Raw genomic sequence first — 26,452 nt, 5'->3', positions numbered from 1 at the left:
CCACCTGATAACTTCCAGGAATTGTCGCGTGGGGCACAACATCTGCTCCATCGTCTCCTGCCCAAAACACAAATGACCAGCCTTCCTCAGGCTTTACCTCCAGAGTTACCACCGTGTTGGCAGCAATTTTGCTGCCTGCTCCGGATAAATTGACACTGCCTTTTCCTTCAACTTCCACCTTAAGTGTGTAAAATGGATCTTTTCCACCACCCACACAGCTTGTAAAGAATACCAATACTAAGACTGCAAACAGACACATGCCGTGGGTACTGCGTCTTGCACTTCTAGTGTTGCACATTAGGGTGCCTCCCTCTTATTAAATAAGAACAAAATGCGTGATTAATCACCTAACTACAACTGTTTTCCAGAAAATCCTGCGTATATTAGTCCATAAACCACAGCTTTATTTTTAATGAAAAAAAGCCGGGATTGCTCCCAGCTTAGAAGTATAATTCATTGTGCTTTAATAAGTCAGGCGTTCTCTGCCGCTGCACTCATATAAACCCCTAAGTAGGTCTTGTTCTTTTCATCAATTCTGCTCAGCATCCCAGCATCATAAGCTTTAACCAATGCTGCAGAAACTCTCCCGAACAGAAATAATGAAGTAACTGATGTATCAAAGCTGCTGTGCAGGTGCACCGGAATGCGCGGTTGCATCAGCTGTTTTACTTTCCGGTACGTTTCCCAGTTGTTATCCAAAACCTGATCATATAGTTCCAGCGCTGTTTGCTGCAGTTCCTCAACCTGCTGGTTGGTTAAAAGCGGAAACGTCAGTTGGAACTCACCATTGATTTTTCTGATATACCCCTGCTCAACACCTTTGACCAGCGCTTCTTTTTCTATATCTGTAAGTGCGTCAGAGGACAAGGTTTTAAACGCTATCTTCCGGCAGATCTGGTAGTCTGTCTTGTTAAGCTGTTTAGCACTGCTGTAGTCCATTCCCAGTAAGACAGTGCTGATGCACCACATCTTAATACCATCTATGGTTGAGCTGTACGGACCGATCAGAAACCAGTTGTCAACCAGATCTATTTCTTCTTTCGTGTGCTGAGAACGGTCAAAGATCTCTCCCCCGGTGCAGATCCAGCGGCCGCCGTGGGGCCTGATGGGGAGCTCATTCCAAGAATGCCAGCTGCAGTTTTCATTCATAAATTTCCCACTTAGAGTGCCAATGCTGTCGGGGATAAGCAGCCACAGGAGCCGCTCCCAGCTGAGATCAACGTTTTTTAAGATATTCATAATCCGATCTTTGTTGATCTCCAGGTGAGTGATTACCCGCTCGATAAACTGATCGGTGCATTCCCTAATTTCCTTCAGCACCGCAAGAATCTGCGCTCGGTCAATGATGATAAAATCGGTCTGCACTGCATCAGCTGTTCTGCGGAGCAATTCACCGTCTAACAGAAGCTGCACCTCTTCTTCTAAATACGGACGGGCTATGCCCAGTTCTTCAGACAGCTCCTCTATTGTTTTTGGCCGCTCATAAGCAGCCAGCAGGAGATTCTGCGGAATGATCCGATCTGTTAATGAAAAAGGTGAATCGTCATTTCCCTGTTTACCATTAATTCCAATCACTAGCCTGCTAGGATTATAGCTTTTTTCACCAAAGTTGCGCATCTCACCCATTCCTCTCTTTAACTGCTTGCGGGCTTCAAACAAACGCCACTTAACTGTACCGGGAGATACACCCAAAAGTTCGGCAATGTCACCGCAGCTTTTGCCGTGAAAATAGTAATAGACTATGGTTTTGCGGTGGCTTTCAGATAAAAATGACAGTTCTCTTCGGAGCAGTTGCAGTTCTTCTGCTTCCAAAAGCGCTGCGTCTATCTCACGCTCGCAGCTGATCCCCCATACCTCATCTAAACTCTGGTGGTGAGTCCATTTTCGCATCCAGCGGTAATAGGTGTACCGAGCGATAGACCACACCCAGGCAGGAAAACTGTCGATTTTCGGATTGCGCGCCAGCGCTAAGTGCAGCTCGGTAAGAATCTCTTAAGCTAAATCCGCAGCTTGATCATAATCTCCGACTCTGTTTACTGCCCAACCATAGATTTTTTCTAAATAGTCACGGCGCAGGACCTCCTGATAGTTAAGCTGGTTCATCTGTGTTCAAACCCCTTCTGTTGAGAGCTCTCACTAAGATAGTGTGGGTAATGGCAGTTAGGTTGGAAAAAACTGATCTACCCTTTTTTGAAGCAAAACTCCTCAGCTGTGATGACTGTGATCATGCAGAGGAGTATTACTTAATATAGATTGAACTAGATTCTATATTTGTCGTTCAGCTCTTGCAGTCTTATGCCCATGCGGTTTAGAGTCTGGGCGATATCGGCAAACTGATCAATCAGGGCATACTGCTCATTTGCGGCGGCACTGATTTCTTGGCTGGCGGTATTAAGCTGGGTAATGCTCTGAGATGCCTGTTCCACAAGATCAGTAACTTTAGTCACCGTGTCCATAATCCGCTGAAGCGCCTCGCCGCTTCTGGATACCCGCTGACTGGTTTCATCAGCCTGCTTAGAGCTCTGGGACATACTCTCCACCGCATCCTGAGTCTCTCCTTGAATCGCCGCGATCAGCTGACTGATTTCCTTGGCCGCCAGTGATGACCGCTCCGCCAGCGTCCTAACCTCTTCGGCCACAACTGCAAAACCTCGTCCTTCTGCTCCGGCGCGGGCAGCCTCGATCGCCGCGTTTAGAGCCAGAAGGTTAGTCTGCTCTGCCAGTTCTCTAATCACAATCACGATCCGCTCAATCTCATCGGAGCGCTGAGCCAGAACCTGGATAAAGTCGGTCAGCCTGCCCATCGCTGCGCCGAGCTCTTCTGTCCCCTGCACAGCTTCAACTACCACGGCATTTCCCTCTTGGGCAGCAGCAACAATCTCATTTACTGCGGCTGAAATGCTTGCCATTGCTGCCGCGGCGGCAGCAAAATCATCCGCAGTGTCCGAAACATGACTAGTAGTAACCTGAGCCTGTTCCGCTGAAGAAGCCAGCTGCTGACTGGCCGAACTCATTTCATTAATCGCTTCGGCTTGAGAACCGACCATTTCTTTCAGCGAAGCAAGCATGCCTGAAAAAGCTGATACTAAACTTCCAACCTCATCCCGACTGCTTACTTCCGGGATAGTTACGGTAAAATCACCTTCAGCAACAGCTGCTGCTGCCTTGCCGAGTTCCTGGAGAGGCAGCAGAATCCTGCGCACTAAGTACAGCAGAATTCCAATAAACAATACCGAACCAACGACCAGAATAATAATCAGCTGCAGGCTCTGACGCATAATCAGATCCTGGTACGCCGAAGTGTCCTGATAAACCCCTACAACCGCAAGCTCGGCGCCATCATAGCTGATCACCGGTAGAAAGCTGTAAGCCCAGCTGCCGGAGTTTGCTTTGGCATCATCAAGACCCGGTGTAAGCTCCAGCAGCTCGGAAGCATTCATAACACCTGCTGTCGCAGTTAACCGCTCATAGCCGCTTTCTGTTGGCACAAACACTGCCAGTTCCACACCAGCTGCAGCATGGATTTCTGTTAAAATCGCTTCTGTAAAAGGGATATTTGTTTCTACTGTACCAACCACTCGATTCCCATCTTTAATCGGCGCCCAGCCCCGCATACCCATTCCAAAAGGACCGCGGTCAAACCCCCAGATTGCTCTGCCCTGCTGTCCCGCATCAAGAATTCCGCCGCGGCTCTGCACATCACCATATAAATTGGGATTCTGTCCCCTAACCAAAGACGTATCATAGGGAGCCCGAACATGGAGCACATCAACACCGAAAGCGGTGTGTACCTCTTCATAAATCGATACTACTGTATCAACAATTTCACTACGGTCTTGATTGCGCGCTGCTTCGATAATCTCAGGCATACCTGCTACCGCCATGGAAATTCCCAGCGCCTTCTCCGCTGTACCAACCAGCCTGCTTTCCACTATGCTTTCAGCAGCCTTTAGGCTGTCATGGACCATAGCATCAAAAAGCCGCCGCTGATTTGTTAACACAAATATCCCTACGGTAGCTACTGTCAGCACCAATACTGCGATGATTACTGTAAACAGCTTCGTCCGCAGCCCGATTCCGGCTGCAGCTCTGCGAAGTCCCTCCACATGATTCACTCCCATTTCCATAATTTACTGCTGATATTGATATTCGTTTTCAAGACATCGAATCCTGCACTGAAAAGCTAGTTGGGGTTTTCCAAGCTATCCACTGCTAAAAAAAGCCGGGATTCCTCCCAGCTTCTGTAAAGCCTATATTTTGCCATTTCTTACCTGATGTTTGGAGCCAGCTTATTAATTCCAAAATCATGTGTGGTGATCACCACGTTGAGATCCGTGGTTTCCCATCCATAGACCGCAGCGTAGATCCCATCCCCTTCCCACTCATAGGTGTAGCTGTAATTATCGTCATAGAGCGTAAATTCACCATAGCGCTCGTTCAAAAGATCGATCAGTTCGTGGGCAGGAAGCACTTTCTCATGGGGATAAGGTTTTCCCAGCTTAAAGAAAACTGCGGTCAGCTTATCATTGAGGAAACCATAGTAGATCAGAGATTCTATGCGGATTCCGTCAAAACTGCGCTCAGGAGATCTGCTGAAATACCAGCGCAGTCCCAGTTCGGAATAGTCATAAATAAGGTTGGGAAAGTCTGAAAGCTGATCGCCCAACCGAATCTCGCTGATCACCGGGTCCTTCGCCGTTCTCGTTAGAGTTTTTACCGGTGCAGTTCCTTGGTTTTGAGGTTTGTTTATTGTCTCTTTGACAATCGGACCTGCCCATACTCCCAAGTGAAAAAAGATCACACCTAAAACAGCGATCACTACCAATTTCCCGGTCCTCTTAGTGCTCTGCCTGCCTGTTGAGTTTGCTTCCACAGCTGGGCCTCCTTAGCCTTACAACTTTGTTTTCACCATCGAGTGCCGTGCTTAACCAAATATATTCAAAATCCGTTCAGCCACTGGACCGCCAAACCAATACCCTAGAAAGAAAAAGATGATTGCAATTGATACCGCCGAAAGGATTTTTTTACTATCTAGTTTTTTCATTCTTTTCACCTCCCTTTCTAATTTATGCTATCAAGTTCGGCGGATTTGAAATTTTTTCCTTTCTAAGAGTAAAAAAAAGCTGGAGTTGGTCCCAGCTTTTTCTAACTTCACACAGCAGCCTTTTTGTACTGCCCCGCATGCAGCTCTGCGTAAACCCCTCCGGATTTAAGCAGTTCTGTGTGGGTGCCGTGCTCGTGAATCTTGCCGTCGATGATCACATAGATCTGATCCGCGTGCTGTATAGTTGACAAGCGGTGAGCAATGATTAAAGTAGTCCGGTCCTGCGACAGCTCCATTAGGGCTGCTTGAATCTCATGCTCCGTAATGCTGTCTAAAGCTGAAGTAGCCTCGTCGAGAATGAGGATCGGTGGATTCTTTAAAAACACCCTGGCAATGGAGATCCGCTGCTTCTGTCCGCCGGAAAGCTTAATACCCCGCTCGCCTACATAGGTGTCATACCCATCAGGCAGAGTCATAACAAACTCATGAATCTGCGCTTTCTTGGCTGCTTCAATCATTTCCTCTTCCGAAGCATCCGGCCGGCCGTAGAGAATATTGTCCCTGATTGTACCGGTAAAGAGGAACACATCCTGCTGCACTACCCCGATATTCGCTCTCAGGGCTTCTAGTTTAATGCTGCGGACATCGATGCCGTCAACATAGATCGCGCCTTTGGTCACATCGTAAAAGCGCGGAATTAAGTGGCAGAGAGTAGTCTTTCCTCCTCCCGAAGGACCAACAAAGGCTACGGTTTTCCCTGCGGGAATGTTCAGGGATATTTCCTCTAACACCTCTTCGCTGTCATCATAGCGGAAAGATACCTTTTCCAGTTCAATGCTGCCTTTAAAGCCCTTTGGAGCAACAGCATTGGGGCTGTCAACAATAGTCGGTTCTACTTCCATCAGCTCTGCAAAGCGCCTAAAGCCGCTCATGCCCTGCTGATACTGCTGGGTGAAGTTGATCAAGCGGCGGATCGGCTGCAGGAAGTAGTTGATAAACATCAGGTACGCGGTAAGGTCAGCCAAATCAATCTGGCCAATATACATAAAATAGGCGCCTGCGCCTAAAACCAAAACATTCAAAAGGTTAGTAAGGAAGTTCAGTCCGGAGCTGTATTCGGCCATGGCGCGGAAAGCTCGGCCCCGGGCTTCCCTAAACTCATTGTTGGCCCGGCTGAATCTTGCTTTTTCGAAGTTTTCATTCACAAAGCTTTTCGCTACCCGAATTCCGGATAAGCTGTTTTCCACTTCTGCATTTACATCAGCAACTCGTTTCCGCTCTTCAGTAAATGCCTGGGACATTTTTTCCCGTCTGCCGTAGGCAAACCAGATGATAATAGGAATAAAGGCAAAGGCAATCAAAGTTAACGGTACGTTAATAGTGACTAGATAAGCAAACGAGCCGATCAGCATCAAGGTTGCAATAAAAATGTCTTCCGGACCATGATGGGCCAGCTCGGTCACATCGTGGAGATCGTTAACAATCCTGGACATTAAATGCCCTACTTTAGTGTTGTCAAAGAACTTGAAGTCCAGGGTCTGGAGATGGGAAAACAAATCCTTACGCATGTGGTACTCCATCCTCACACCCACTAAATGGCCCCAGTAATCTACAATGTACTGGGCGATCAGCCTGATCAAATACAGGCCAATCATGACTCCCACCCAAATAGCTACCGCCCGCATATTGCGGTTAGGAATGAAATCCTTCATAAACAGGCGGGTAATGATGGGAAAGGTCAGATCTAACACAGCGATTAGACTGGCGCAGGCCATGTCGATGAAAAACATCCGTTTCTCGGTCTTGTAGTAAGAGATAAATCTTTTTAAAGGCTGCATCTTAGCTGATCACCTCGTTTCAAAATTCAATGCTGATGCATCGAGCAGGACAAATAATCTTCAATCGCGAATAGTGGATGGTCAAGATATCACTAATGGAGGTTATGATATGGATAATGATTTAATTCAAGAGTTCTACCAACAGGCAGTTACCTATCTGCCCAAACTTCCAGCAGCGATCATTGTAATTGGTGTTGGAAGCTTACTGATTAAGCTTCTTAAAAAAATTGCCGGCAGACTAATGCAGCGCTTTCACTTAGAAGCCGGCGTGATTGGATTTGTTCAAGCTTTTATTACCTTTGCCTGCTGGGTCCTGCTGATTTCTGTCGTCTTTGCGGTTCTGGGCTTGCCTCAAATCTCGGTCGCCTTCTCCGGCAGTATCGCTTTGATTCTGGTAGGAGTTGCATCGAACGCCAACAGCATGATTCAGGATTTACTAGCCGGCATTTTCCTCATCGCCGACCCGGATTTTAAGGTAGGCGCAGAAGTTAAAGTCAGCAGCGTTGAAGGAACCGTTGTTAACCTGGATATTAAAAAGACCAAAATCATGGACGCCGATGGCAAAATCCATGTGGTTTCTAACAGAACTTTTGACTCATCAATCTATATTATTGATGGAAAGGTGCGCGACAACTCTTAGTTGTCGGCACCTATTTTTTGTACTTGCAGTAAGTTTGTGCTGCCCGGTGTACCGGTTTTAACGCCGGCGCTGATGGCAACAATATCTCCATCCTTGACAAAGCCCTGCTGTTTAGCAGTGTTTACCGCTACATCAATCAGGTCTTCAAGGTTGGTTGGTTTCTGAGCTGCAAATGGATTAACACCCCAGCTCAGCATCAGGCGGTTTACCACACTCTGGTTGGGACAGACCGCGATGATCATGGCTTCCGGACGATACTTGGCAATTGATCTAGCAGTTGCACCCGATTGAGTGGAGCAGATAATCGCCTTGGCATCTAAGTCAGAAGCTGTCTGACAGGTAGCCAAACTGATAGCATCAGCGATATTCTGGCGCTGATTGCGGCGTCTTTTTTCCAAGCGAGCCTGGTAATCCATGGTCTCCTCGACTCTGATGGCGACCCGGCTCATTAAAGAAACAGCTTTGATGGGATATTTACCCACTGCAGTTTCACCGGAGAGCATTACCGCGTCGGTTCCGTCTAAAATAGCGTTGGCAACGTCAGTAATCTCGGCCCGGGTTGCCCGCGGGTTGCGGATCATGGAATCGAGCATTTGGGTTGCGGTAATTACCGGTTTACCCTGGTCGTTGCACTTTTCAATAATCATTTTCTGGGCCATCGGCACTTCTTCTGGCGGAATCTCTACGCCCATATCGCCTCTGGCAACCATGACTCCATCAGCTGCAGCTACAATCGCATCGATGTTGCGGATACCTTCGCCGTTCTCAATCTTAGCGATTACCGGCACATCCCCGCCGAAGCTGGCAATTAACTCTTTCACAGCCATGACATTATCAGCGGTGCGGACAAATGAAGCTGCGATAAAATCAACGCCGTTTTCAACACCAAATTTGATGTGCTTGATATCTTCTTCGGTCAGCGGAGGCAGTTTGACATCTACTCCCGGTAGGGTAACGCCTTTCCGCGACCCGATGGAGCCGCCTACCAAGGCCTTGCAGATTACCTGTTTGCCGGTCTTGGAAACAACAGCAAGTTCGATCAATCCATCATCGATGTAGATGGTGTCACCTGGGTGAACATCATCGACTAAGTACGGATAGTTGACAAAAATTTTGGATGGTGTTCCCACGCAGTATTCGGTAGTAAGGATAAGCTCCTGACCTGCTTCGACATTGAACTTATCTGGTTCAAGCTCGCCTAAGCGGATTTTTGGACCTTTAATGTCCAGGAGAATGCCTACATTAGCACCCAGCTTTTCTGAGCATTCGCGGATCAATTTGATGCGAGTGAGGTGCTCATCGCTGGAACCGTGTGACAAGTTTAATCTTGCTACGTTCATGCCTGCTTTGATTAAAGCTTCGATCATTTCTGGACTGTCAGTTGCTGGCCCGATTGTGCACACAATCTTTGTTTTGCGAATCATAATTCCACTCCCAATTAGTTTATTTACAGTGTTGATAGAATTTCAGCTAAATGGTAATACTCCATGTCAATGGACTTGGTTTGGGCTAGAGCGTAATCCAGATCAAAGGCTCGGATCTGTTTTTCGATCTGCCCTACCATTTTACCTGATTGTCCCTGAGCAATCAAACGCACAGCTTGATACGCTAAGCGGCTGGCCAAAATCCGATCGTTGACGGTTGGACTGCCGCCCCGCTGAATATGACCGAGAATCACGATCCGGGTTTCGTATCCGGTGTATTCTTCGATCTGTTTGCCGATCGTAAACGAAATGTTTTCCACCGGCGGTTTGAGGTTGAGTCCCACACCTTCAGCGAGCATAACAATATTGTGGCCTTTACCCACTTCATAAGCGCGTTTGATTCTAGCGCAGACATCCTCTAGATCATATTTTGCTTCAGGTATCAAAATTGAATCCGCTCCGCACGCTAATCCGGAGTATAAAGCGAGGTAGCCGCAGTGGCGTCCCATCACTTCCACTATGTACACGCGCTCATGGGAGGAGGCGGTGTCGCGAATTTTGTTGACCGCGTCCATCACTGTGTTTACGGCGGTATCAAATCCGATAGAATAATCGGTGCAGGGAATGTCGTTGTCAATGGTTGCAGGAATGCCAATCACTTGGATATCATGCTTGGCCAATTCTAAGGCACCCCGAAACGAGCCATCGCCGCCGATCACGACCACACCATCAATGCCGTGCTCTTTAAGATTATTGACAGCCTGTTCAACTCCTGCCGGAGTCATAAACTCTTTAGAGCGGGCGCTTTTCAGCACAGTGCCGCCCCGCTGAATGATTCCGGACACGGATTGGCTGGTCAAACGCTCGATTTCATTGTTAATCAAGCCGTGGTAACCGCGGTAGATACCAAAAGGCTCCATGTCAAAACTTAAGGCTGCTCGCACTAAAGTACGCACAGCCGCGTTCATCCCAGGAGCATCTCCGCCACTGGTTAAAATCCCTATTCGTTTTGCCATAACCAATCTCACTTTCTAAAGTTTTATTCGGCTTTCAGCCAGCTTAATCTCCTGAAACTCACCTATCCTGCGAAAGCGCTCTAAACGCTGTTCTACCAGCTGTTCTGGTGGAATCTTTTTCACCTCAGATAACGAGCGGCGCAGAAAGGCCTTGATCTGCCTGCCGGTTCCTTCATGGTCTCGGTGAGCTCCGCCAAGAGGTTCAGTAACGACATCATCTATAATACCAAATTTCAGTAGGTCTGTGGAAGTTAATTTTAGTAATTCAGCCGCCTCCGGCGCTCGATTAGGATCTTTCCATAAAATTGTAGCACACATTTCGGGAGAAATCACTGAATACCACGCGTGTTCCAGCATTAAAATCCGATCCCCGACTCCTAATGCTAAAGCACCGCCGCTGCCCCCTTCCCCGGTAATAATGCAGATAATCGGCACCTCTAAAAATGACATCTGCTCAATGCATTCGGCAATCACCAAACCCTGACCCCGCTGTTCGGCACCAATACCCGGGTAAGCTCCCACCACATCAATTAATGTGATAATCGGTCGGTTAAATTTTTCCGCCTGCTTCATCAAGCGCAGCGCTTTGCGGTAGCCTTCCGGATGGGGCAGACCGAAATTGCGGGCAATGTTTTCCTTGGTATCCCGCCCCTTCTGGGGTCCAATTACGGTTACCGGCTCACCTTCAAATGCGGCAATCCCACCGATAATGGCCTGGTCGTCGCCGAACTTGCGATCGCCGTGGAGTTCAAAGAAATCATCGAAAACTAATTTGATATAATCGGCAGTTGTGGGTCGATCGGGATGGCGGGCCATCCGCACCTGCTGCCAGGGAGTTAACCGCTCATAGATCTCTTTTCTCAGTTTATCAGCCTTGCGCTCAAGCTCGTTGAGCTCTTCTTTGAAATCAAGACCCTGCTCGTAGACAAAACTCCGGAGTTCTTGAATCTTGTGTTCAAGTTCCACCAGTGGTTTTTCCCATTCAAATACTGCTGCCACCTTGGTTCACCTCATAAATGAAAACTCAATATTTTCCCGATGGTATCTTTCAACTCTAACCGCGGCACGATTCCATCCAGCATTCCGTTTTTCAAGGCGTATTCAGCCGTTTGAAAATCAGGAGGCAGCTGCTGGCGGGTTGTTTCTGCAACAATTCGCGGTCCGGCAAAGCCAATCAGCGCTCCAGGCTCCGCAAGGATAATATCACCCAAACAAGCAAAACTGGCGTAAATGCCGCCCATAGTGGGATGAGTAAGCACGGACAGATAAAACAGACCGGCCTTTTTAAACCTGCCCACTGCCTGGGCAGTCTTGGCCATCTGCATCAAGCTGAAAATTCCTTCCTGCATGCGGGCTCCGCCCCCACCGCCAGAAATAATCACTACTGGCAGCTGTTTGGCAGCACCGTATTCAAAGCCGCGGGTAATCTGCTCCCCAACTACACTGCCCATGCTGCCGCCGATAAAACTAAAATCTATAATTCCCAGCACACAGCTATGGCCTTGGATTTTTGCTTCGCCGATTAAAATCGCATCATCAAGCTCCAGTTTCTCTTGAGACTGGGCAATCTTCTCTTCGTATCCCGGAAAACCCAGAGGATTCAAAGATACCAGCGGTTCAGCAGGCTGAAATGAACCCTGATCCACCAGCAACCGCAGCCTGTCTGCCGCTGAGATCCGAAAATGGTAACCGCATTGGCAGACATACCAGTTTTTCACTAGCTCTTTATGGTAAATCAGGGAACCGCAGGTTTCGCAGCGGGTCCAGAGCGGATCACCGGCATGGGATTCATCTTTTGAAGTCGATCTAACTGTAGCATACTTTGGCTTGCTTCGGAATACACGTAACATCCAATCACCTTCTCTTACGAATTCAGTGCCCGGACTAAGAACTGCCAATTGAGCTGGAAATAACCTCCATAGCATCTTCAACTTCAGACTCGGGAACCAGAATTTCTACGCTGGCCGCGGCACCGAGGTGGGGAGCTCCGATTGGACGCAGCATCACCACAAAACCTTCTTTATCAAGCAGTTCTTTCAGCATATCAGCGATTGCGCGATTGGGAGCAACATAGACTACGGTCCACATGCAAATTCCTCCTTGTAGCATGCCGAAGATTTACTCGCCGGAGTTCGTGGTGCCAATTCCGGTAATAATCTTGGCCTTGCCTCTAACTTTAATTGCTGATGTGTGCGATGTGAACTGGGCAATCAAAACTTCGCCCCGGTCCAGCTTTTCAGTATGATGAAACTTCGTATCCGGTCCCCGGGTTAAGCCAAAAATGGTCACCCCATTCTCTAGGGCTTGAATCATAACATAATTTTGTTCGTTCACATCAATTTCCTCCTCCCATTTCTCGCTTGCCCCTGCTAATTTCCATATTATCCGCTAAAACCCTGCTTCGCCATGGATCGATCCAGTGGACGTACTCTGTCAAGTCCGCTAAGGCGCTGAGCCAATCAAAACCTGCATCTACCCACAAACTGGGATCGATGATCTGGATCAAATCCTGCCCGAGCACAAACAGCACCGGAGTGCTGCCCCGGGATTTCACTAGAGTATCTCTTAGTTTTACTGCCTGCTTTGGAATGGGTTTGATCAAAAGCAGCGGTTTAAGCGGCAGAATCAGCTCTGCGTCAATGCGGTTCTGGTAGAACCTGCCAAAAAACGCTGCCAATTCCCCTTCCTTAATTAGATCATGCCACAAATTACTGCCTTTTGGCAATAAAAATCTCCAGCGCCGGTTCTCGCCTTCCAGAATGCCGGCAACCGACTGTCCCAGATCTTTTACATTTTTGATGTGGCCGGCAGCGTATCGGCCCAAGCTTGGTTTTAACCGCTCTAAAAAAACATGCCATCCGGCCGCTGGATGCCCAGTTAGGTAGATCCCGACCATTTCTTTTTCCTTTTCCAAAAGCTCGAGATCACTTCCAGCCGGCAGCGGCTGGTTTTCCAACCGGGCGATTTGGCGCAGCACTTTCCTGCGCTCACCAAAGCAGTCCAAGGCACCGGAATACGCCAGGGCCAGTTTCGCGTTGAGATGCAGGTCAACCCGCTGAAACAGATCGAACAGATTGGTAAACTCACCTCTGCTCCGCTCCGCGACTAGTCTTTCTGCTTGACTGTAGCCGAAGAACTTAAGGCTGCTGAAGCCGATTCGCAGGGATTCCGCTTCCACACTGGCTGAAACCTCTGAGAAACGGATATCGGGCGCAATCACTCTTATGCCCCGCAGCTGACAGTCTCGATAGATCTCGCCGAGTTTCTCGATATCCACAGTATGGCGGATCAGCCCTAAATAAAACTCTAATGGATAGTTTGCCTTAAGGTAGCTCGCCTGCCAGGTAATGCGGGCATAGGCCGCGCTGTGCGCTTTATTGAAGGCGTAATCGGCAAAGCGATCAATCTGGAGAAACAGCTCGTTCGCGGCTCGAAAATCCAGTCCGTTTTGCTGACACCCGGCCACAAACTTAGCTCTCAGCTCCTGCATCACCGCGTGATCCTTTTTACTCATGGCGACCCGGAGCAGATCCGCTTCTTCTAGACTTAAGCCGGCAATCTCGTGGGCAACCTGCATCACCTGCTCCTGGTAGACAATCAGTCCATAGGTTTCAGATAAAATTGGTTCCAGCTTGGGATGAACATATCTAACCGGCTCCCTGCCTTCCCGCCGTTTAATATAAGTTGGGACCTGCTTGAGGGGTCCGGGCCTTCCCAGCGCAAGCACTGCCGCCAGATCCTGAAATGATTTTGGCTTAATCTCAGGCAGCAGCTCCTGAAACATACTGCTCTCCAGCTGGAAAATACCGAGAGTTAAACCCTCTTCCAAAAGTTGAAAAGTCGGCTGATCATGATCAGGAATTGCCTCTAAGCTGAAATTTGGTTCCTTTTTCTGCACTTCAGCTTCAATTTCTTTCAGGACAGTCAGGGTCCTTAACCCGAGAAAATCTATCTTTAAAACACCCAAGTACTCTAAATCATCCATGGCAAGCTGAGTAACATTAACACCATCAACTTGATTAACACCGGTGTAGGCAGTCACGGGCTTGGGGGTAATAATCACTCCGGCAGCGTGGGTCGAGAAGTACTGTTTGAGTCCAACTAGCTGCTGCACTAATTCCGGTTCAGCCCTGCCGTATACTTTAGTTATTTCATTAACCGCGCTTTTATAACCGTAGGTTCCATAAGTGCCAATTCTTGCAGTGTGGTCTTTACCAAACCGCTTAATGACATATTCAATTACCTGCTCCCGCTTATCGCCGCAGAAATCCAGGTCGATATCAGGAAGATTGCGGCGCTTTTTATTTAAGAACCGCTCGAAAAAGAGATTGTGCTCGATGGGATCGATATCAGTGATGCCTAAACAGTAAGCCGTTAAACTGCCGGCAGCGCTGCCTCTGCCTGGTCCAACGGGAATTCCTGCTTCTTTGGCATAGCGGACAATATCCCAGACGATCAAAAAGTAGTCGCTTAAGCCCATCGATTCAATTACGCCAAGCTCGTGCTGAAGCCTTTCCGCAACTTCCGGCGTAACCCGTGGATAGCGCTTAGCTGCTCCTTCCCAGGCTAAGGCAGTTAAATCATGGGGCTTGGGCAGCTGGGGAAAGGCAGTTTCTGCTTGGAGCTTGACCGAGCAGCGCTCCGCAATCATCATTGTATTTTTTACCGCTTCCGGATAGTCCCGATAAAGTTCTGCCATCTGCTGGGGCGGCAGCAGGGACAGCCCGCTTTGTTCCTGTCCCAGTACCTTGAGAAGCGGTTTTTGCTTATCATCAAGATAGGATAACCGTGATCCGACTGCAAAAACCTGTGGAGGCAGTTTTTGATGCAGTTGTTCCGCTCGTTGGCGGCTGGTGGGATCAGTGAACGCAAGCTCAACAAAAAGTCCTGCAGCTTCAAACAGCCGGGACAGTTTCCCATACCCTTCCGGAGCAGCTGCTGGATCCTCAAAGTTTACCAGCCCAATAAGTCCGGCTGTGAACCGGGCAAGGGTATTCAGCCCAACCGGCTTCACCTCAGATGCCAGCTTCAGCAGATTTTGGTAGCCCTGGTCATTTTTCGCAAGCAGTGCCACCCGACTGCACCCCGGCAGACCGGAAAGATCAAGCTCAATACCTAAAATCGGTTTGATACCAGTTTGGTTACAGTGGCGGTAAAACTCCACCAGACCGCCCATGGTATTATGATCTGTTAAGCCTAACGCCTTATAGCCGAGCTTATAGGCCTTTTTAACTAAATCCTCGATTTTAATGCATGATTCCAGCAAAGAGTATTCGCTGTGAATATTCAGCGGCACGAACATGAGTATCCCCTCACATTTTTAAATCACCCCGGGCATATAGTTGCATGAGGTGATCCTTTGTATGTTTCTGCGAGTTTCCCGTGAAATCCTGTTAGCCTTCTTTTCCGCATTCGGTGTTTTAGTAGGCGGTTCAGTGATCGGATCCTTTGCCGCCTTTTTTACGCAGACTTCACCATTTGCTATGATGCGGGAACTGGTAAAAGTTTATCGCATCTGGGCAATTGTAACAGCGATCGGTGGCACCTTTCCCATGATTCGCGTGATTGAAAGCAGCCTGTTTAACGGACAGCTGATGGCGTTGGTCCGCCAAGCGGTGATTATTATCAGCGCTCTGTTTGGCGCCTACGCCGGGTACTGGCTGGTAATCACCCTAACTGGAGGCGAATGAAATGAACCTGTGGTTAATTAATAAACGCAAGCTCCAGTTCGGTGCAGCCTGCTTTATCTTAGGTTTCGCAATCGGAACTGCTGCGAGCATTTTCTATTCTGGCGCTGTGATTGATGAGAAAGTGATCGAGCTGGACACCCTCTACAGCGAGTTGAGCGAGCGCACCCGCCGAATTGAAAAACTGGAAGAAAGTCTGGCGGATCAGCGCTCCCGCATCATTAAGGACCTGAAGGTTGTGGTAACTATCAAAGATCCCCATCTCAACCTTAAGATTTCTGATGCGGTGCGGCAGATCTTAAGCGACCTAATTGGCCAGGAAATCGCTGGTCTCGATCCGGGCTTAATCCGCAGCATTATCGATGGGCGGATTATCTATATCAGCGGCGAGCCCTATACTTTACATCTGCAATATCTGGTGGTGGCGGAAACAGCGGTGCTGGAAATCTCTGCGGAAGCAGGAAGTTGAGCAAAGAAATAAGAGGGGCTGTCCCCTCTTATCAGATTCTAGTTTCAATCTGGGCAAAAGCATCAATGCCTTCGTGAGTTTCCACCCGCTTAATATCGGCTCCTAAGCTCCGGAGTTTCTCTTCCAGTTTCTCATAACCCCGATCGATAATATCCAAACCATAGACTTCTGTTGTTCCGGCAGCAGCCAATCCAGCAATTACCAGTGCCGCACCGGCTCTCAAATCAGTAACTTCCACTGGGGCTCCGGTAAGCTGCGGCACGCCTCGAACAACGGCGGTTTCCCTTTCGACTCTGATGTCGGCGCCCATCCTTCTCAGCTCATCAACATAGCGGAAGCGGTCAAAGATGTTCTCCCGAATCACACTGGTGCCTTCCGCTATACTCATGCAGGCCACTAACGGCTGCTGCAGGTCGGTGGGAAACCCGGGGTAAGGAGCGGTTTCTAAATCAATCGCCCGCAGTTTCTCCGGAGCAATGATCCGCACCTCGGTGGCACCTTTTTCCACAATCACTCCCGCTTCCTCAATCTTGCTTAAAGGTGAGCGGAGATGTTCAATCACAATATCTTTAATGACTACATCGCCGCCGGTCATCGCCGCCGCAAACATATAAGTGCCGGCTTCAATTCGATCGGGAATAATTGAATATTCAATTCCCCGCAGTTTTTCTACACCTTCAATCCGGATCACATCGGTACCCGCCCCGCGAATCTGGGCGCCCATACCATTTAAGAAAATTGCTAAATCCACAACTTCCGGCTCTTTGGCGCAGTTTTCTAAAACTGTCGTTCCTTCCGCTAGCGAAGCGGCAATCATCAGATTCACGGTTGTTCCCACGCTGGAGCGGTTGATGTAATAGTTTGTACCTACCAATCGATCACAGCGTGCTTTCATAAATCCATGCTCAATGGTAACATCTGCTCCCATCTGGGAAAAACCGCGGATATGAAAATCTACCGGCCTTGAGCCGATAGCGCAGCCACCCGGTAGGGGTACTTCCGCCCGACCTAACCGCGCCAAGAGCAATCCGGCAGTGTAAAATGATGCCCGCATTTTCCGCACTAAATCGTACGGCGCTTGATATTTGTCTAAAGTGGAACCAACCACATGCAGTTTCCCTTCCTGGTCAAACCAAAGATCCACACCCAGGCTGCGGAGGATTAGACAGATCGTTCCCACATCGCTGTCCTTAGGAATATTATCTAAAACGCATTCTCCCTCAGTAGCCAGCGCGGCTGCCACAATAACCGGCAGAGCACTGTTTTTTGCACCGCTGATCTTAACTTCACCCTGAAGGCGTCTGCCGCCCTGAATTACTAGCTTAGCCATCTTTACCCACCCACTCTCATTCCAGATTTCTCAAATACGAACCGACAATTTCTTCGAGCAGATCATTGCGCTCGATCTGCTGAATTTTAATTCTTGCATCGTTATGAGAGGTAATGTATGAAGGATCGCCAGTTAAAAGATAGCCGACAACTTGATCTAAAGGGCGGTAGCCCTTCTCTTCCAAAGCAGCGCAAACCTGCTGAAGAACCGTTTTTATATCAATGTTATCAGCGTCAACCGCTGAAAACATGCGAGTTTTATCGGAACGCTCCACAACCCTTCCTCCTTTACCTTTAGTATGTCTACTGTTAGCAAAAAACAGTCAAGTTTATGCTAACATGTATAATTTCAATTTCCATGCAATATTATCCTGCTCACAATAATATTACCCCTCATAATCAGATCATTGCCCCAGCTAGAACCAACTTTTGCTATAGCAGGATCGCTTCTCATCCTGCCCGAAAATATTGTTTAGAAGGAGCTGAAGCAATTGCAGAACCGATCTAAGTCCAAATTCCTACTGTTAATACTGATCCTATGCGTTTCCCAAACAGCTGGCGCCACTCAATCACCAAGAGTTGCTCTGGTTCTCGGCGGCGGCGCCGCCCGCGGTTTCAGCCATATCGGTTTAATCCAAGCCTTTGAAGACCACGGCGTCCCCATCGACCTGCTGGTTGGCACCAGTATGGGAAGTATTGTTGCCGGAATGTACGCTGCCGGCTATTCTGTTGACAACATGAAAGAGATCATCGCATCCATTGATACTGCCAAGCTGATTGATGTTTCTTTCCCACCTCGCGGCGGTTTAGTCAATACAGCCAGGTTGGAGCGATATCTCGATACGCTGTTAATGCATAAAACTTTTGACCAATTGGATATTCCCTTTTACGCGGTGATTACGGAATTAGTATCCGGTAAAGAGGTTGCCGCTCACCAAGGTCCTGTTTCCCAAGCTGTGCAGGCCAGCATGTCCATACCCGCTTTATTTCAGCCTGTAGAAAGGGATGGAGTTTATTACGTCGACGGTGGCATGAAAAACGCAGTACCGGTCAACACGGCCAAGGAGCTCGGAGCAGATGTAGTGATCGGTGTTGATGTCAAAAAGGAACTGGAAACCATTGATCACGATTCGCTGCTGAACAACCTCCAGCTGGCACTCTGGTTTATGATTGACGGCTATGTGGAAATTAACACCGCAGATGCCGATGTGATTGTGGTGCCGGAAGTAAAATATGATTCCTATATGGATTACCAAAAAGCCGAGTTTTTTATTGAACAGGGCTATCAAGCCGGGCTGAAGCACATGGACGCAATAAAAGCTGCGGTCTTAAGCAGCGATCCCGACTTTAAGTTTACTCCGTACAAACAGCAGGGATATGCGCCAGAAGAACTAGCTGAGATTCACGCAAGAGCTGAACAGGCTGCCTTGGCAACTCCACGCCCGTTTGCACTGCTGCCGGAAATCACTTTTGCCTCAGAGCCGGGACAGAAAACTAAGCTGGGAATCCGAGCCCAAAACGGTGCCTTAGGCTGGTTTAACCTTGGTTTTCGCCGCGGCCTGCCATTTCATGGAAGCCGCAGTGAGTTTTTTATCGGCTGGAACAGGCCGCATACGGCTAATGCCGAGCTGTTCATCAGTCCTGGGGAAAAGCTTCATTTCGGCTTCAAAGCAGCTTTTCCTGTTGGCGACATGGGAGAACTTTCGGCGTCTTACCAAAACCACGGTGATTATCGCTGGCGAGTTCAGTTTGCCCACCCTGCGGTCATTCACTCTGATCACTTCCAGCTCGGGTTTGCTCCTAACCTGATGATGCCCGCTGATCAGCAGAGCCTCTCAGCTGGTCTTACTGGTTTGATCAAATACTATTCCAGCGCTGAATTCTATCCCCTGATGGAAGTCACCCTGGCAAAACCCTATTTCTTTGGCCGTTTCGATGTTCAGACAGAGGTAAACAGCTGGATGCCGGAGAACAAATACCAGGTAGGGTTGGGAACAGAGTTTAAACTTTTCGGTCTCTATCCTCTTGACTGCTATCTGGGGCTGGAAATTGGAAATCCAGAGGAGCGGTCTTGGCGGATTGGACTGCGTGGGGAGGAATTCTAATGCACCGCATGTTTGTTGTTCTCGCAACAGCGCTGCTGCTCTTAGCTGCTGCCTTAAATGCGCCGGTTCAAGCCGAGGATGTTATCATCTGGTATTTACCCCACCCAGATGATGAAACTTTGGGCATGGCCGACAGCATTTATCAGTCGGTGCTTGCCGGGAACAGCAACTTTTTTATTTACTTCACTAAAGGTACTAGTTCGCTCGCTCGGTTCAATTTACGGGGACCGGACGGCAGCGTTTACCGCCTGAGCAAAAGCGAGTTTGGCCGAGCGCGAGCTGCAGAAACCCTAGCAGCCCTGGCTGTGCTGGGAGTCGCACCGGATCAGGTGGTTTTCTTAGACTATCCCGATGGCCGCATCCCCCAAGCGGATGTGGAAGCCATTATGCGCCTGTTTGCGGTTCGCTATCCAGGAAGCATTCACCGCACTGTGCATATCAAGGATACCCATCCTGATCATCAAACCTTAGCTAGAGCTTTAGCCACCGTGGCCCAAGAAGAAGGCATTGATATCAGACCGGAATACTATCATGTCTATCTCCACCGCAGTGGACTGCCGCTGGAGCAGGTTGGCCGCAAACCAGTGCTCCATCCCCAGATCCGCGCCCTGGCCTTGGCCGAATTCGGCAGATGGGACCCAGAAAACAACCGCTACGGCATCGGCATGCGCTCCACCAGGGACCTATTCGAGGCGGTCAGCATCAGTCTCTATGAGTACGTTGATACCGAAATTCCCGTACCAACTCTGCAGCGCATCCCCGTTAGCGCTCAGATTGTCCTATCCAATCTGAATTTCGGCGGTGCGCTTGGACTTGGTGACCGGATTGTGGTTGAGAGCAGCCTCGATTTTTCTACTTCGGCCTTGGAATTGGGTTTAGGCTGCCGCTTTAAATCCAATCTGCCTATGACCGAAATTGCAGTCGGCGGTGGATACCATTTCGACCACCAGAAGCCCATCGCCTCAGTGCGAGCCGAAGTAATGGACTATTTTACGATTACCATTAAACATCTGTTTCAAACCGGAACCCGTTTAGGGCTCGGCATTGCGGTCCAGCTTTTTTAGTCCTTTGAAAAGGAATCCCGCGGCAATTATTGAATAAATCAATGAATGATCCATGAAGGGAGCTTATTAACATGGAGCAAAAACGCCTTTATTTATCTGATGACAAGAAAATAGGCGGAGTCTGCGGCGGAATCGCTGAGTACTTTAATATTGATCCCACGATTGTCCGTCTGCTGTGGATCCTCCTTACCCTAGCTAACGGAGTCGGCATTCTGCTGTATTTGATTGCCTTGTTTGTAATTCCTGAAAGTCCTTACTCAGGGGAGCCCAAACCGGAAGTGATTATTGAGCGGGTGCGGGACACCTTCTCTGGTCACCAGGACGGCCAGAATTCAGCTGCCCGCAGCTTTGGCATCGTGCTGATCATTATCGGCGCAGCAATTCTTTTGGCCAAGTTTATTCCCTTTATTTCGTGGACTGTTTTTGTCTCGCTGGCTTTGATCGGTGTCGGTTTATTCCTGATTCTGCAGCGCCGGTAATATCAACTTCTTCCGCTTGCGCATAAACTATTGGTAGTTCTAACACGGAGGTCCATTATGAGAATCCTGTTAACTACCGAGTTTTTTTTAAGCGGTCAATCAACCCATGTGCTTGATTTAGCAATTCAGCTCAAAAAGCTTGGTCATCCGACTGAACTAATTTTCACCGGTATTCACACCGGCATGTTCCATTCCTACTATGGACCCATGCTGAGAAAAGCAGGTGTTGTCTATCATACCACAAATTACCAGGCGCGGATCAATCAAATTGTACGGTCATTTCGGCCTGATATCATCCATTCCCACAGTTCAACCATTTTTGACCTAACCAAAAGCATTGCCCGGCTCAACCGAGTGCCATACGTGGTTACCTGCCACGGACTCGGTTTTTCTCATCCAAAATACCGGGCATCCCTTACCGGGGCGGAAAAAATTATCGCAGTTGGTCCTAACTCTGCTGAGGAAATTATGGATGAATTCGAGGCCAAAATCACGATTATTCCCAACGGTGTAGATGTGGAGCGGTTTGCTCCTGCGAAGAAGGAGAAAAACTTAAATATCTATTATGTTGGCCGCTTGGACTGGTCCAAGATTCAGCCCATCAAAAGATTGGCCGATGCTGTCGCCGCTATTCCTCAACTCAATCTGATCATTATTGGCAACTGGCAGCCTCCGGTTGAAGCAGAATTCATGCCCTGGCAGACTGATATTGAAAAGATTTTAGGCCGGGCTAATATTGTAGCGGGCTGTGGACGCACAGCACGAGAAGCCTTAGCAGCGGGCTGCGCAGTACTCTTGATGAACACCCGCTACGATGGGATTATCGACCAAAAAGCGGTTCGTCAGCCTGATTTCGATTTTTCCGGCAATCAGGGGCGCTTTAGTTTCAGCAGGCTCCGGGAAGATTTGGAAACTTTAGCAGGCAACCGCAAGCGCATTAGAAGGTTACAGCGCTTCAGCCGCGCTTATGCTGTTGATCACCTCAGCAGCCGCCAAATGGCCGAAAAAACACTGCTGGTTTATGAGGAGGCGCTGGCAGCGTATCAGAAAAAAGCGCGAATTAGCACTACCCCAGTATCAAGCCGTTTAAAAAGACCTCGGACTTAACCGAGGCCTTTTTCTTTACCAGTACTTATCATCGCGATACAGCCGCGCAAATCTTTTCAGCATCCGCAGCATCGACTCATTTTTGTTTTTAATAGTCCGCCAAAACATCAGCACTCCTATGACAATAGCGGCTAGGGAGATCAGGACATATGCCACTGTAAGCTCAAATTCGGAATCAAGCCGCAATGCAAACGGCGCTGTTACCAGCCGCAAGATTCCGAACAGCGGCAGCTGGAGACTGCTTACAAACATAAAGCGAGTTGTGATCAGTTCCGGTTCTTTATAAAAAGCGTTGATCAAATAAACTAGAAACAGACAGATAAAAATTCCCAAAAATGCCACCCAGTTATCGATCGGGCCTGCAACCATCTTAAAATAGTCCGAGAGCACATCATCAGTCATATAAAACCGCCGGATAGTCATGAGAATGCCAAAATTCAAGCCCGCGCTGATCCACCACAGCACCCAAAACCGCAGCCAATGATAAAAACGTGTCAATCTGATCGACAACCTCCCCTGCTAACGCGGTAAAGTCAATCTGCGCAGAACATCAGTGCTTGGCCTGCGGTAAAAAAGCTGGCGACTTTACTCGTTTTCCACTATACTAATTATAGTTCTGTTTCAGCATTGAACTTCCTGCTCTAAAACCAAACAAAGGAATGGTGTACTGGATTTATGCAAGAGCTGATGATTGATACTAATATTTTCGATAAAATGATTGCCGATGAGTATTTTCCGGAAATATGGCAGGCTGTCTCTTCCGGTATGGTTAAACTGCTGACCTGCGAAATCCAGGAAGAAGAGATTTCCCGGATCCAGAATCCCCGCAAGCTGCAGCTGATTCAAAGCATCCCCCGGCAGGTAGTGCCCCAGGTATCGCTGGATGATCCTGGCGATGATCTCGGCAGCGATCTCCGCATCGCCCACACTGCTGCCAAATGCGCGGACGCATTTGTAACAGAGGATAAAAAACTCCAGGAATGGTATCAGGAGCATTACCCGAATCATCCCTGCCTGAACTATCAGGATTTTCTCATCCTGATTCTCCGCAGCGTTTAGCATGATATTTATATGCTTTGCTAACTAAAAAAACCACCCACTAGGGGTGGTTTTGATTTTAATTTGGTACTCCCAAGGGGATTTGAACCCCTGTCTCCGCCGTGAGAGGGCGATGTCCTAGGCCACTAGACGATGGGAGCGAATCACATTTGTTATTATATCATGTCCTGTGAATTTTGTAAATCATTTTCCGCAAGATTAATCGGCGATTTCAACCCGCCAGTTAATTTCTGCGGTTTTATCAACCATGCCTGCAACAGAGCAGTATTTTTCCATGGAAAGACGCACACTGTCTTCTAACGCTTTACGCTTGTCCTCTAAGTTCTCACCAGTAAAAGTGTAAACAACATTAATCTTGGTGAAAACGCGGGGATGCTCATCAGCCCGCTCACCTTCCACACTGATGCTGATACCGCTGTAGGCAACCCTTTTCTTATTGAGGATGCTCACTACATCCATCCCCGAGCAGCCCGCGAGAGCCGCCAGCACCATTTCCATCGGAGAAACACCTGATCCTTCTCCCCCATGTTGAGCGGAAGAATCCATGGTCACTTGATTTTGACTACGCGCGGAAACTGCGGTAAAAGCCATTTTGCCATTCCACTGCACATCTACTCTCATCTAGTTCCCCTCCTGGTGTTGTTTGATTAATGCCAGGGCATCCTTGATCCGCTGGCAGGTCTTAGCCCTCCCTAAAGTTTCCAGCACTTCATACATTCCCGGACTGACATTGGTACCGGTCACAGCGACCCTAAGCGGCTGCATGACTGCGCCGAGTTTGACATCAAACTGCTCTTGAATCTTGTGGAACACCGGCTCTAAATTCACCTGGGTATATTCTTTAACTGCCAGCAGCTCAGTTAACAGGGCAGTCAAGATCTCACTCGCTCCATCTTTCAGGAGAAACTTACTAACTGCTTTTTCATTGTACTGAAGCTCATCTTCAAAGAAATAGTAGCTGGCTTCTTTCAGCTCCGTTAACAGCTTAACCCTTTCCTGGAGACTGGCTAAAACAGCTTTGGCTTTCCGTTCCTGCTCCGGATTGACTTCTTCGGGCAGGAAGCTCCAAGCTTGAAACAGCGGCAGGGCATAAGCGTAGAATTCATCTAGATTTAAATCCCGGATATAAACTCCATTCATCCACTGCAGCTTAGTAATATCAAAAACAGCAGGATTTTTGGAAACTTTTTCCAGCGTAAACTTGGTAATTAAGTCATCCCGCTTAAAAATGGTCTGGGAATCATCATAAGCCCATCCCAACAGCGCCAGATAGTTCACCATGGCATCGGGCAGATAGCCTTCGTCCCGGAATTGGGTTACCGAAGTTGCACCGTGGCGTTTACTTAACAGCGCTTTATCCGGTCCTAAAATCATGGGGATGTGGGCAAACTTGGGCACGGCAAAACCAAGGGCTTCATACAGCTGAATCTGCTTTGGTGTGTTGGAAAGATGGTCTTCACCCCGAATTACGTGGGTAATTCGCATCAAAGCGTCATCAACCACTACTGCGAAGTTATAGGTGGGCATGCCGTCAGATTTCATGATTACGAAATCATCGAGCTGATGGTTGTCAAACTTAACCTGGCCGCGGATTAAATCATCAACCACAGTAGTTCCTTCGTACTGCGCCTTAAATCTCAGCACCGGGGTTCTGCCTTCATCAAGGTATTTCTGCTTCTCAGCCTCGGTTAAGTGAAAGCAGCGCCCATCATACTTAGGATCGCGCTTCTTTTCGATCGCTTCCTTCCGGATTTGATCGAGCTCGTCCGGAGTGCAGAAGCACTGATAAGCTCGGCCTGATTCGATTAACTTATCGGCATATTCCCGATAAAGCTCAAGGCGCTGGGATTGGAAGTACGGGCCGTAATCGCCGCCTACTTCCGGTCCTTCATCCCAGAAAAGCTCCAGATACTTCATGGCATCCAGAATTGCCTGGGTGGATTCGTCTGTGCTTCTGGCCAGGTCAGTATCCTCAATCCTAAGCACAAATACTCCTTGATGGTGTTTAGCAAATAAATAATTAAATAAAGCGGTCCGCGCCGATCCTACGTGCAGATAGCCGGTAGGACTGGGAGCAAACCGAACTCTTACCTGATCCATGTTCATCCTCCTAAATCTGCTACACTAACTGTCGTAATAAAGTATCTCTATCTCCATAAAGATAGTCAATAATGGGAATCTCTAACATAGTATAAGCACCCGGTTTTTGTTTTACACTGGCGCGGGCGCACGCCGTCATGATCTGAGCAGTCAGGGCCGGGTTGTTGATCCGCATTTCATACCGAAACTGCTGATTGTAAGTTTGGCCAGAAACACCGCGGCGCTCAATGACAACACCATGGCCCTTATCGATCAGCTGCTCCACATCATCCACCTGGAAAACGTGAGTTTCATCATTGACGAAATAGGGATCCGCTTTGATCGCCTGTTTTACTGCTTCAAAGTCAGCTCCTGCTTCCAGCTGTACATAAACCAGGCGGCGGTGAATGCCGGTGCCGAGCGGAATCGTCACCGATAAAGCGTCAGCAACCCCTGCAACCGCTTTAACCGCTACGGTGTGGCCCATACTCATTCCGGGACCAAAATTAGTGTAGGTAACTCCTTTCGGTGCCATTAAGGAAAAAATTCCCCGGATCAGCGAATCTGTACCGGGATCCCAGCCGGCAGATACAACTGCCACGGCGTTATGCTTAACTGCTGTCTGCTCCAGCTCAGTGCGGACATCTACCAAGCGGCCGTGGACATCATAGCTGTCGACAGTGTTGATGCCTCGGGCCAAAATTTGAGCTGCGTACTCCGGAACTGAGCGGGTCGGGGTGCAGATTAATGCTGCATCCACCTCGGGAAGCTGATCGATCGCAGTGACGACCCGCACTCCTGCCAACTCCTGCGGCTGTTCTTCCCCGATACTGCGCCGGACCACACCAGCCAGTTCCATGTCAGGAGCAGCCTGAACAGCTTCCACAGCGAATCTGCCAATATTGCCGTAACCAACTACTGCTACTTTTATGCTCATGCTAACCCCCCTCTTTTATCCAGATAAGATTTCTCGTCTTAAATTAAGAATCCTGCATGCCCGGAAGAGAAACATTATCCCCGCTGCAGGTGCATTTCGTTTCACCAGCCACAGCTGCTAAGCTGTCCAGAGCAAGCCGGCGCACATGGTTCATGTTTTCGCTCATAATGGCGCT

General features: G+C 48.6%; 26 protein-coding genes and 1 tRNA gene. 8 read left to right on the top strand and 19 right to left on the bottom strand.

What is annotated here, in order from left to right; genetic code table 11:
• The 5 genes from GX019_04030 to GX019_04010 form a co-directional block, all read right to left on the bottom strand.
• Positions 1–298, bottom strand: a 298-nt coding sequence (locus GX019_04030) for a hypothetical protein (protein ID HHT36327.1), incomplete at its 3' end; no start/stop codon positions are given.
• Between the two features lie 173 nt (positions 299–471).
• A complete protein-coding gene (locus GX019_04025) occupies positions 472–1,926 on the bottom strand; it encodes a hypothetical protein (GenBank protein HHT36326.1) in 1,455 nt (484 codons plus the stop codon).
• A gap of 332 nt (positions 1,927–2,258) precedes the next feature.
• The gene (locus GX019_04020) at positions 2,259–4,106 is read right to left on the bottom strand and encodes a methyl-accepting chemotaxis protein (GenBank protein ID HHT36325.1); all 1,848 of its coding nucleotides are present in this window, start codon (positions 4,104–4,106) and stop codon (positions 2,259–2,261) included.
• A 161-nt stretch (positions 4,107–4,267) separates the two neighbouring features.
• A complete protein-coding gene (locus GX019_04015; GenBank protein ID HHT36324.1) occupies positions 4,268–4,873 on the bottom strand; it encodes a hypothetical protein in 606 nt (201 codons plus the stop codon).
• Between the two features lie 278 nt (positions 4,874–5,151).
• The gene (locus GX019_04010) at positions 5,152–6,882 is read right to left on the bottom strand and encodes an ABC transporter ATP-binding protein (protein HHT36323.1); all 1,731 of its coding nucleotides are present in this window, start codon (positions 6,880–6,882) and stop codon (positions 5,152–5,154) included.
• Positions 6,883–6,991: 109 nt separating this feature from the next.
• On the opposite strand from GX019_04010, the gene GX019_04005 reads away from it, so the two are divergent.
• Positions 6,992–7,522: a mechanosensitive ion channel family protein gene (locus GX019_04005; GenBank protein HHT36322.1), complete on the top strand. Its 531-nt coding sequence runs from the start codon at positions 6,992–6,994 to the stop codon at positions 7,520–7,522.
• On the opposite strand, the gene pyk is transcribed toward GX019_04005, so the two are convergent.
• Genes pyk through GX019_03970 form a run of 7 tightly spaced genes read right to left on the bottom strand, consistent with a single transcriptional unit; the run spans position 7,519 to position 15,264 of the window.
• Complete coding sequence (pyk, locus tag GX019_04000) at positions 7,519–8,943, bottom strand: pyruvate kinase (GenBank protein ID HHT36321.1); 1,425 nt, start codon at positions 8,941–8,943, stop codon at positions 7,519–7,521. The genes GX019_04005 and pyk overlap by 4 nt on opposite strands.
• 26 nt (positions 8,944–8,969) lie before the next feature.
• Positions 8,970–9,962: a 6-phosphofructokinase gene (pfkA, locus tag GX019_03995; GenBank protein ID HHT36320.1), complete on the bottom strand. Its 993-nt coding sequence runs from the start codon at positions 9,960–9,962 to the stop codon at positions 8,970–8,972.
• 15 nt (positions 9,963–9,977) lie between these two features.
• Positions 9,978–10,961: an acetyl-CoA carboxylase carboxyltransferase subunit alpha gene (locus GX019_03990; GenBank protein ID HHT36319.1), complete on the bottom strand. Its 984-nt coding sequence runs from the start codon at positions 10,959–10,961 to the stop codon at positions 9,978–9,980.
• A gap of 11 nt (positions 10,962–10,972) precedes the next feature.
• Positions 10,973–11,812: an acetyl-CoA carboxylase, carboxyltransferase subunit beta gene (accD, locus tag GX019_03985; protein HHT36318.1), complete on the bottom strand. Its 840-nt coding sequence runs from the start codon at positions 11,810–11,812 to the stop codon at positions 10,973–10,975.
• Positions 11,813–11,846: 34 nt separating this feature from the next.
• Entirely contained in the window at positions 11,847–12,050 is a 204-nt protein-coding gene (locus tag GX019_03980; GenBank protein ID HHT36317.1) for a DUF2007 domain-containing protein, read from the bottom strand.
• A 30-nt stretch (positions 12,051–12,080) separates the two neighbouring features.
• Entirely contained in the window at positions 12,081–12,302 is a 222-nt protein-coding gene (gene mtrB, locus GX019_03975; protein HHT36316.1) for a trp RNA-binding attenuation protein MtrB, read from the bottom strand.
• Positions 12,298–15,264 carry a DNA polymerase III subunit alpha gene (locus GX019_03970; GenBank protein ID HHT36315.1) on the bottom strand — a complete coding sequence of 989 codons (2,967 nt, stop codon included), beginning with the start codon at positions 15,262–15,264 and terminating at the stop codon, positions 12,298–12,300. The genes mtrB and GX019_03970 overlap by 5 nt, the downstream gene beginning before the upstream one ends.
• A gap of 61 nt (positions 15,265–15,325) precedes the next feature.
• Between GX019_03970 and GX019_03965 the strand changes: the two genes are divergently transcribed.
• The gene (locus GX019_03965) at positions 15,326–15,652 is read left to right on the top strand and encodes a hypothetical protein (GenBank protein ID HHT36314.1); all 327 of its coding nucleotides are present in this window, start codon (positions 15,326–15,328) and stop codon (positions 15,650–15,652) included.
• A gap of 1 nt (position 15,653) precedes the next feature.
• Complete coding sequence (locus GX019_03960) at positions 15,654–16,118, top strand: hypothetical protein (GenBank protein ID HHT36313.1); 465 nt, start codon at positions 15,654–15,656, stop codon at positions 16,116–16,118.
• A 31-nt stretch (positions 16,119–16,149) separates the two neighbouring features.
• Here the strand turns inward: GX019_03960 and murA are convergent, their stop codons facing one another.
• Together murA and GX019_03950 are read right to left on the bottom strand one after the other, a co-directional pair.
• Complete coding sequence (gene murA, locus GX019_03955) at positions 16,150–17,448, bottom strand: UDP-N-acetylglucosamine 1-carboxyvinyltransferase (GenBank protein HHT36312.1); 1,299 nt, start codon at positions 17,446–17,448, stop codon at positions 16,150–16,152.
• Between the two features lie 16 nt (positions 17,449–17,464).
• Positions 17,465–17,722: an IreB family regulatory phosphoprotein gene (locus GX019_03950; protein ID HHT36311.1), complete on the bottom strand. Its 258-nt coding sequence runs from the start codon at positions 17,720–17,722 to the stop codon at positions 17,465–17,467.
• A gap of 216 nt (positions 17,723–17,938) precedes the next feature.
• On the opposite strand from GX019_03950, the gene GX019_03945 reads away from it, so the two are divergent.
• From GX019_03945 to GX019_03930, 4 genes are all read left to right on the top strand, one after another.
• Positions 17,939–19,552 carry a patatin-like phospholipase family protein gene (locus GX019_03945; protein HHT36310.1) on the top strand — a complete coding sequence of 538 codons (1,614 nt, stop codon included), beginning with the start codon at positions 17,939–17,941 and terminating at the stop codon, positions 19,550–19,552.
• An 8-nt stretch (positions 19,553–19,560) separates the two neighbouring features.
• On the top strand, positions 19,561–20,616 hold the full coding sequence (locus GX019_03940; protein ID HHT36309.1) for a PIG-L family deacetylase: 1,056 nt from the start codon (positions 19,561–19,563) through the stop codon (positions 20,614–20,616).
• Between the two features lie 71 nt (positions 20,617–20,687).
• On the top strand, positions 20,688–21,095 hold the full coding sequence (locus tag GX019_03935) for a PspC domain-containing protein (GenBank protein ID HHT36308.1): 408 nt from the start codon (positions 20,688–20,690) through the stop codon (positions 21,093–21,095).
• Positions 21,096–21,152: 57 nt separating this feature from the next.
• Positions 21,153–22,202 (top strand): glycosyltransferase family 4 protein, encoded by a 1,050-nt coding sequence (locus GX019_03930; protein ID HHT36307.1) that lies wholly within the window; start codon positions 21,153–21,155, stop codon positions 22,200–22,202.
• A 15-nt stretch (positions 22,203–22,217) separates the two neighbouring features.
• Here the strand turns inward: GX019_03930 and GX019_03925 are convergent, their stop codons facing one another.
• Entirely contained in the window at positions 22,218–22,700 is a 483-nt protein-coding gene (locus GX019_03925) for a hypothetical protein (protein HHT36306.1), read from the bottom strand.
• 189 nt (positions 22,701–22,889) lie between these two features.
• Here GX019_03925 and GX019_03920 point away from each other — a divergent pair, with 189 nt between their 5' ends.
• Positions 22,890–23,261 (top strand): hypothetical protein, encoded by a 372-nt coding sequence (locus GX019_03920; GenBank protein HHT36305.1) that lies wholly within the window; start codon positions 22,890–22,892, stop codon positions 23,259–23,261.
• A gap of 64 nt (positions 23,262–23,325) precedes the next feature.
• Here GX019_03920 and GX019_03915 read toward each other — a convergent pair.
• The 4 genes from GX019_03915 to GX019_03900 all read right to left on the bottom strand — a co-directional run bounded on the left by GX019_03915 (position 23,326) and on the right by GX019_03900 (position 26,277).
• A tRNA-Glu gene (locus GX019_03915) sits at positions 23,326–23,401 on the bottom strand.
• 58 nt (positions 23,402–23,459) lie between these two features.
• Positions 23,460–23,852, bottom strand: coding sequence for an OsmC family protein (locus tag GX019_03910; protein HHT36304.1), 393 nt, complete (start codon positions 23,850–23,852; stop codon positions 23,460–23,462).
• A gap of 30 nt (positions 23,853–23,882) precedes the next feature.
• On the bottom strand, positions 23,883–25,361 hold the full coding sequence (locus GX019_03905; GenBank protein HHT36303.1) for a glutamate--tRNA ligase: 1,479 nt from the start codon (positions 25,359–25,361) through the stop codon (positions 23,883–23,885).
• Positions 25,362–25,380: 19 nt separating this feature from the next.
• On the bottom strand, positions 25,381–26,277 hold the full coding sequence (locus tag GX019_03900; protein HHT36302.1) for a diaminopimelate dehydrogenase: 897 nt from the start codon (positions 26,275–26,277) through the stop codon (positions 25,381–25,383).
• Positions 26,278–26,452 lie beyond the last annotated feature (175 nt).

The organism is Bacillota bacterium (assembly GCA_012837335.1).
GTDB lineage: Bacteria > Bacillota > Limnochordia > Darwinibacteriales > DTU012 > DTU012.
Note: the sequence above shows the minus strand (reverse complement) of the source record. Positions and strands in the feature narration are given on the sequence as shown.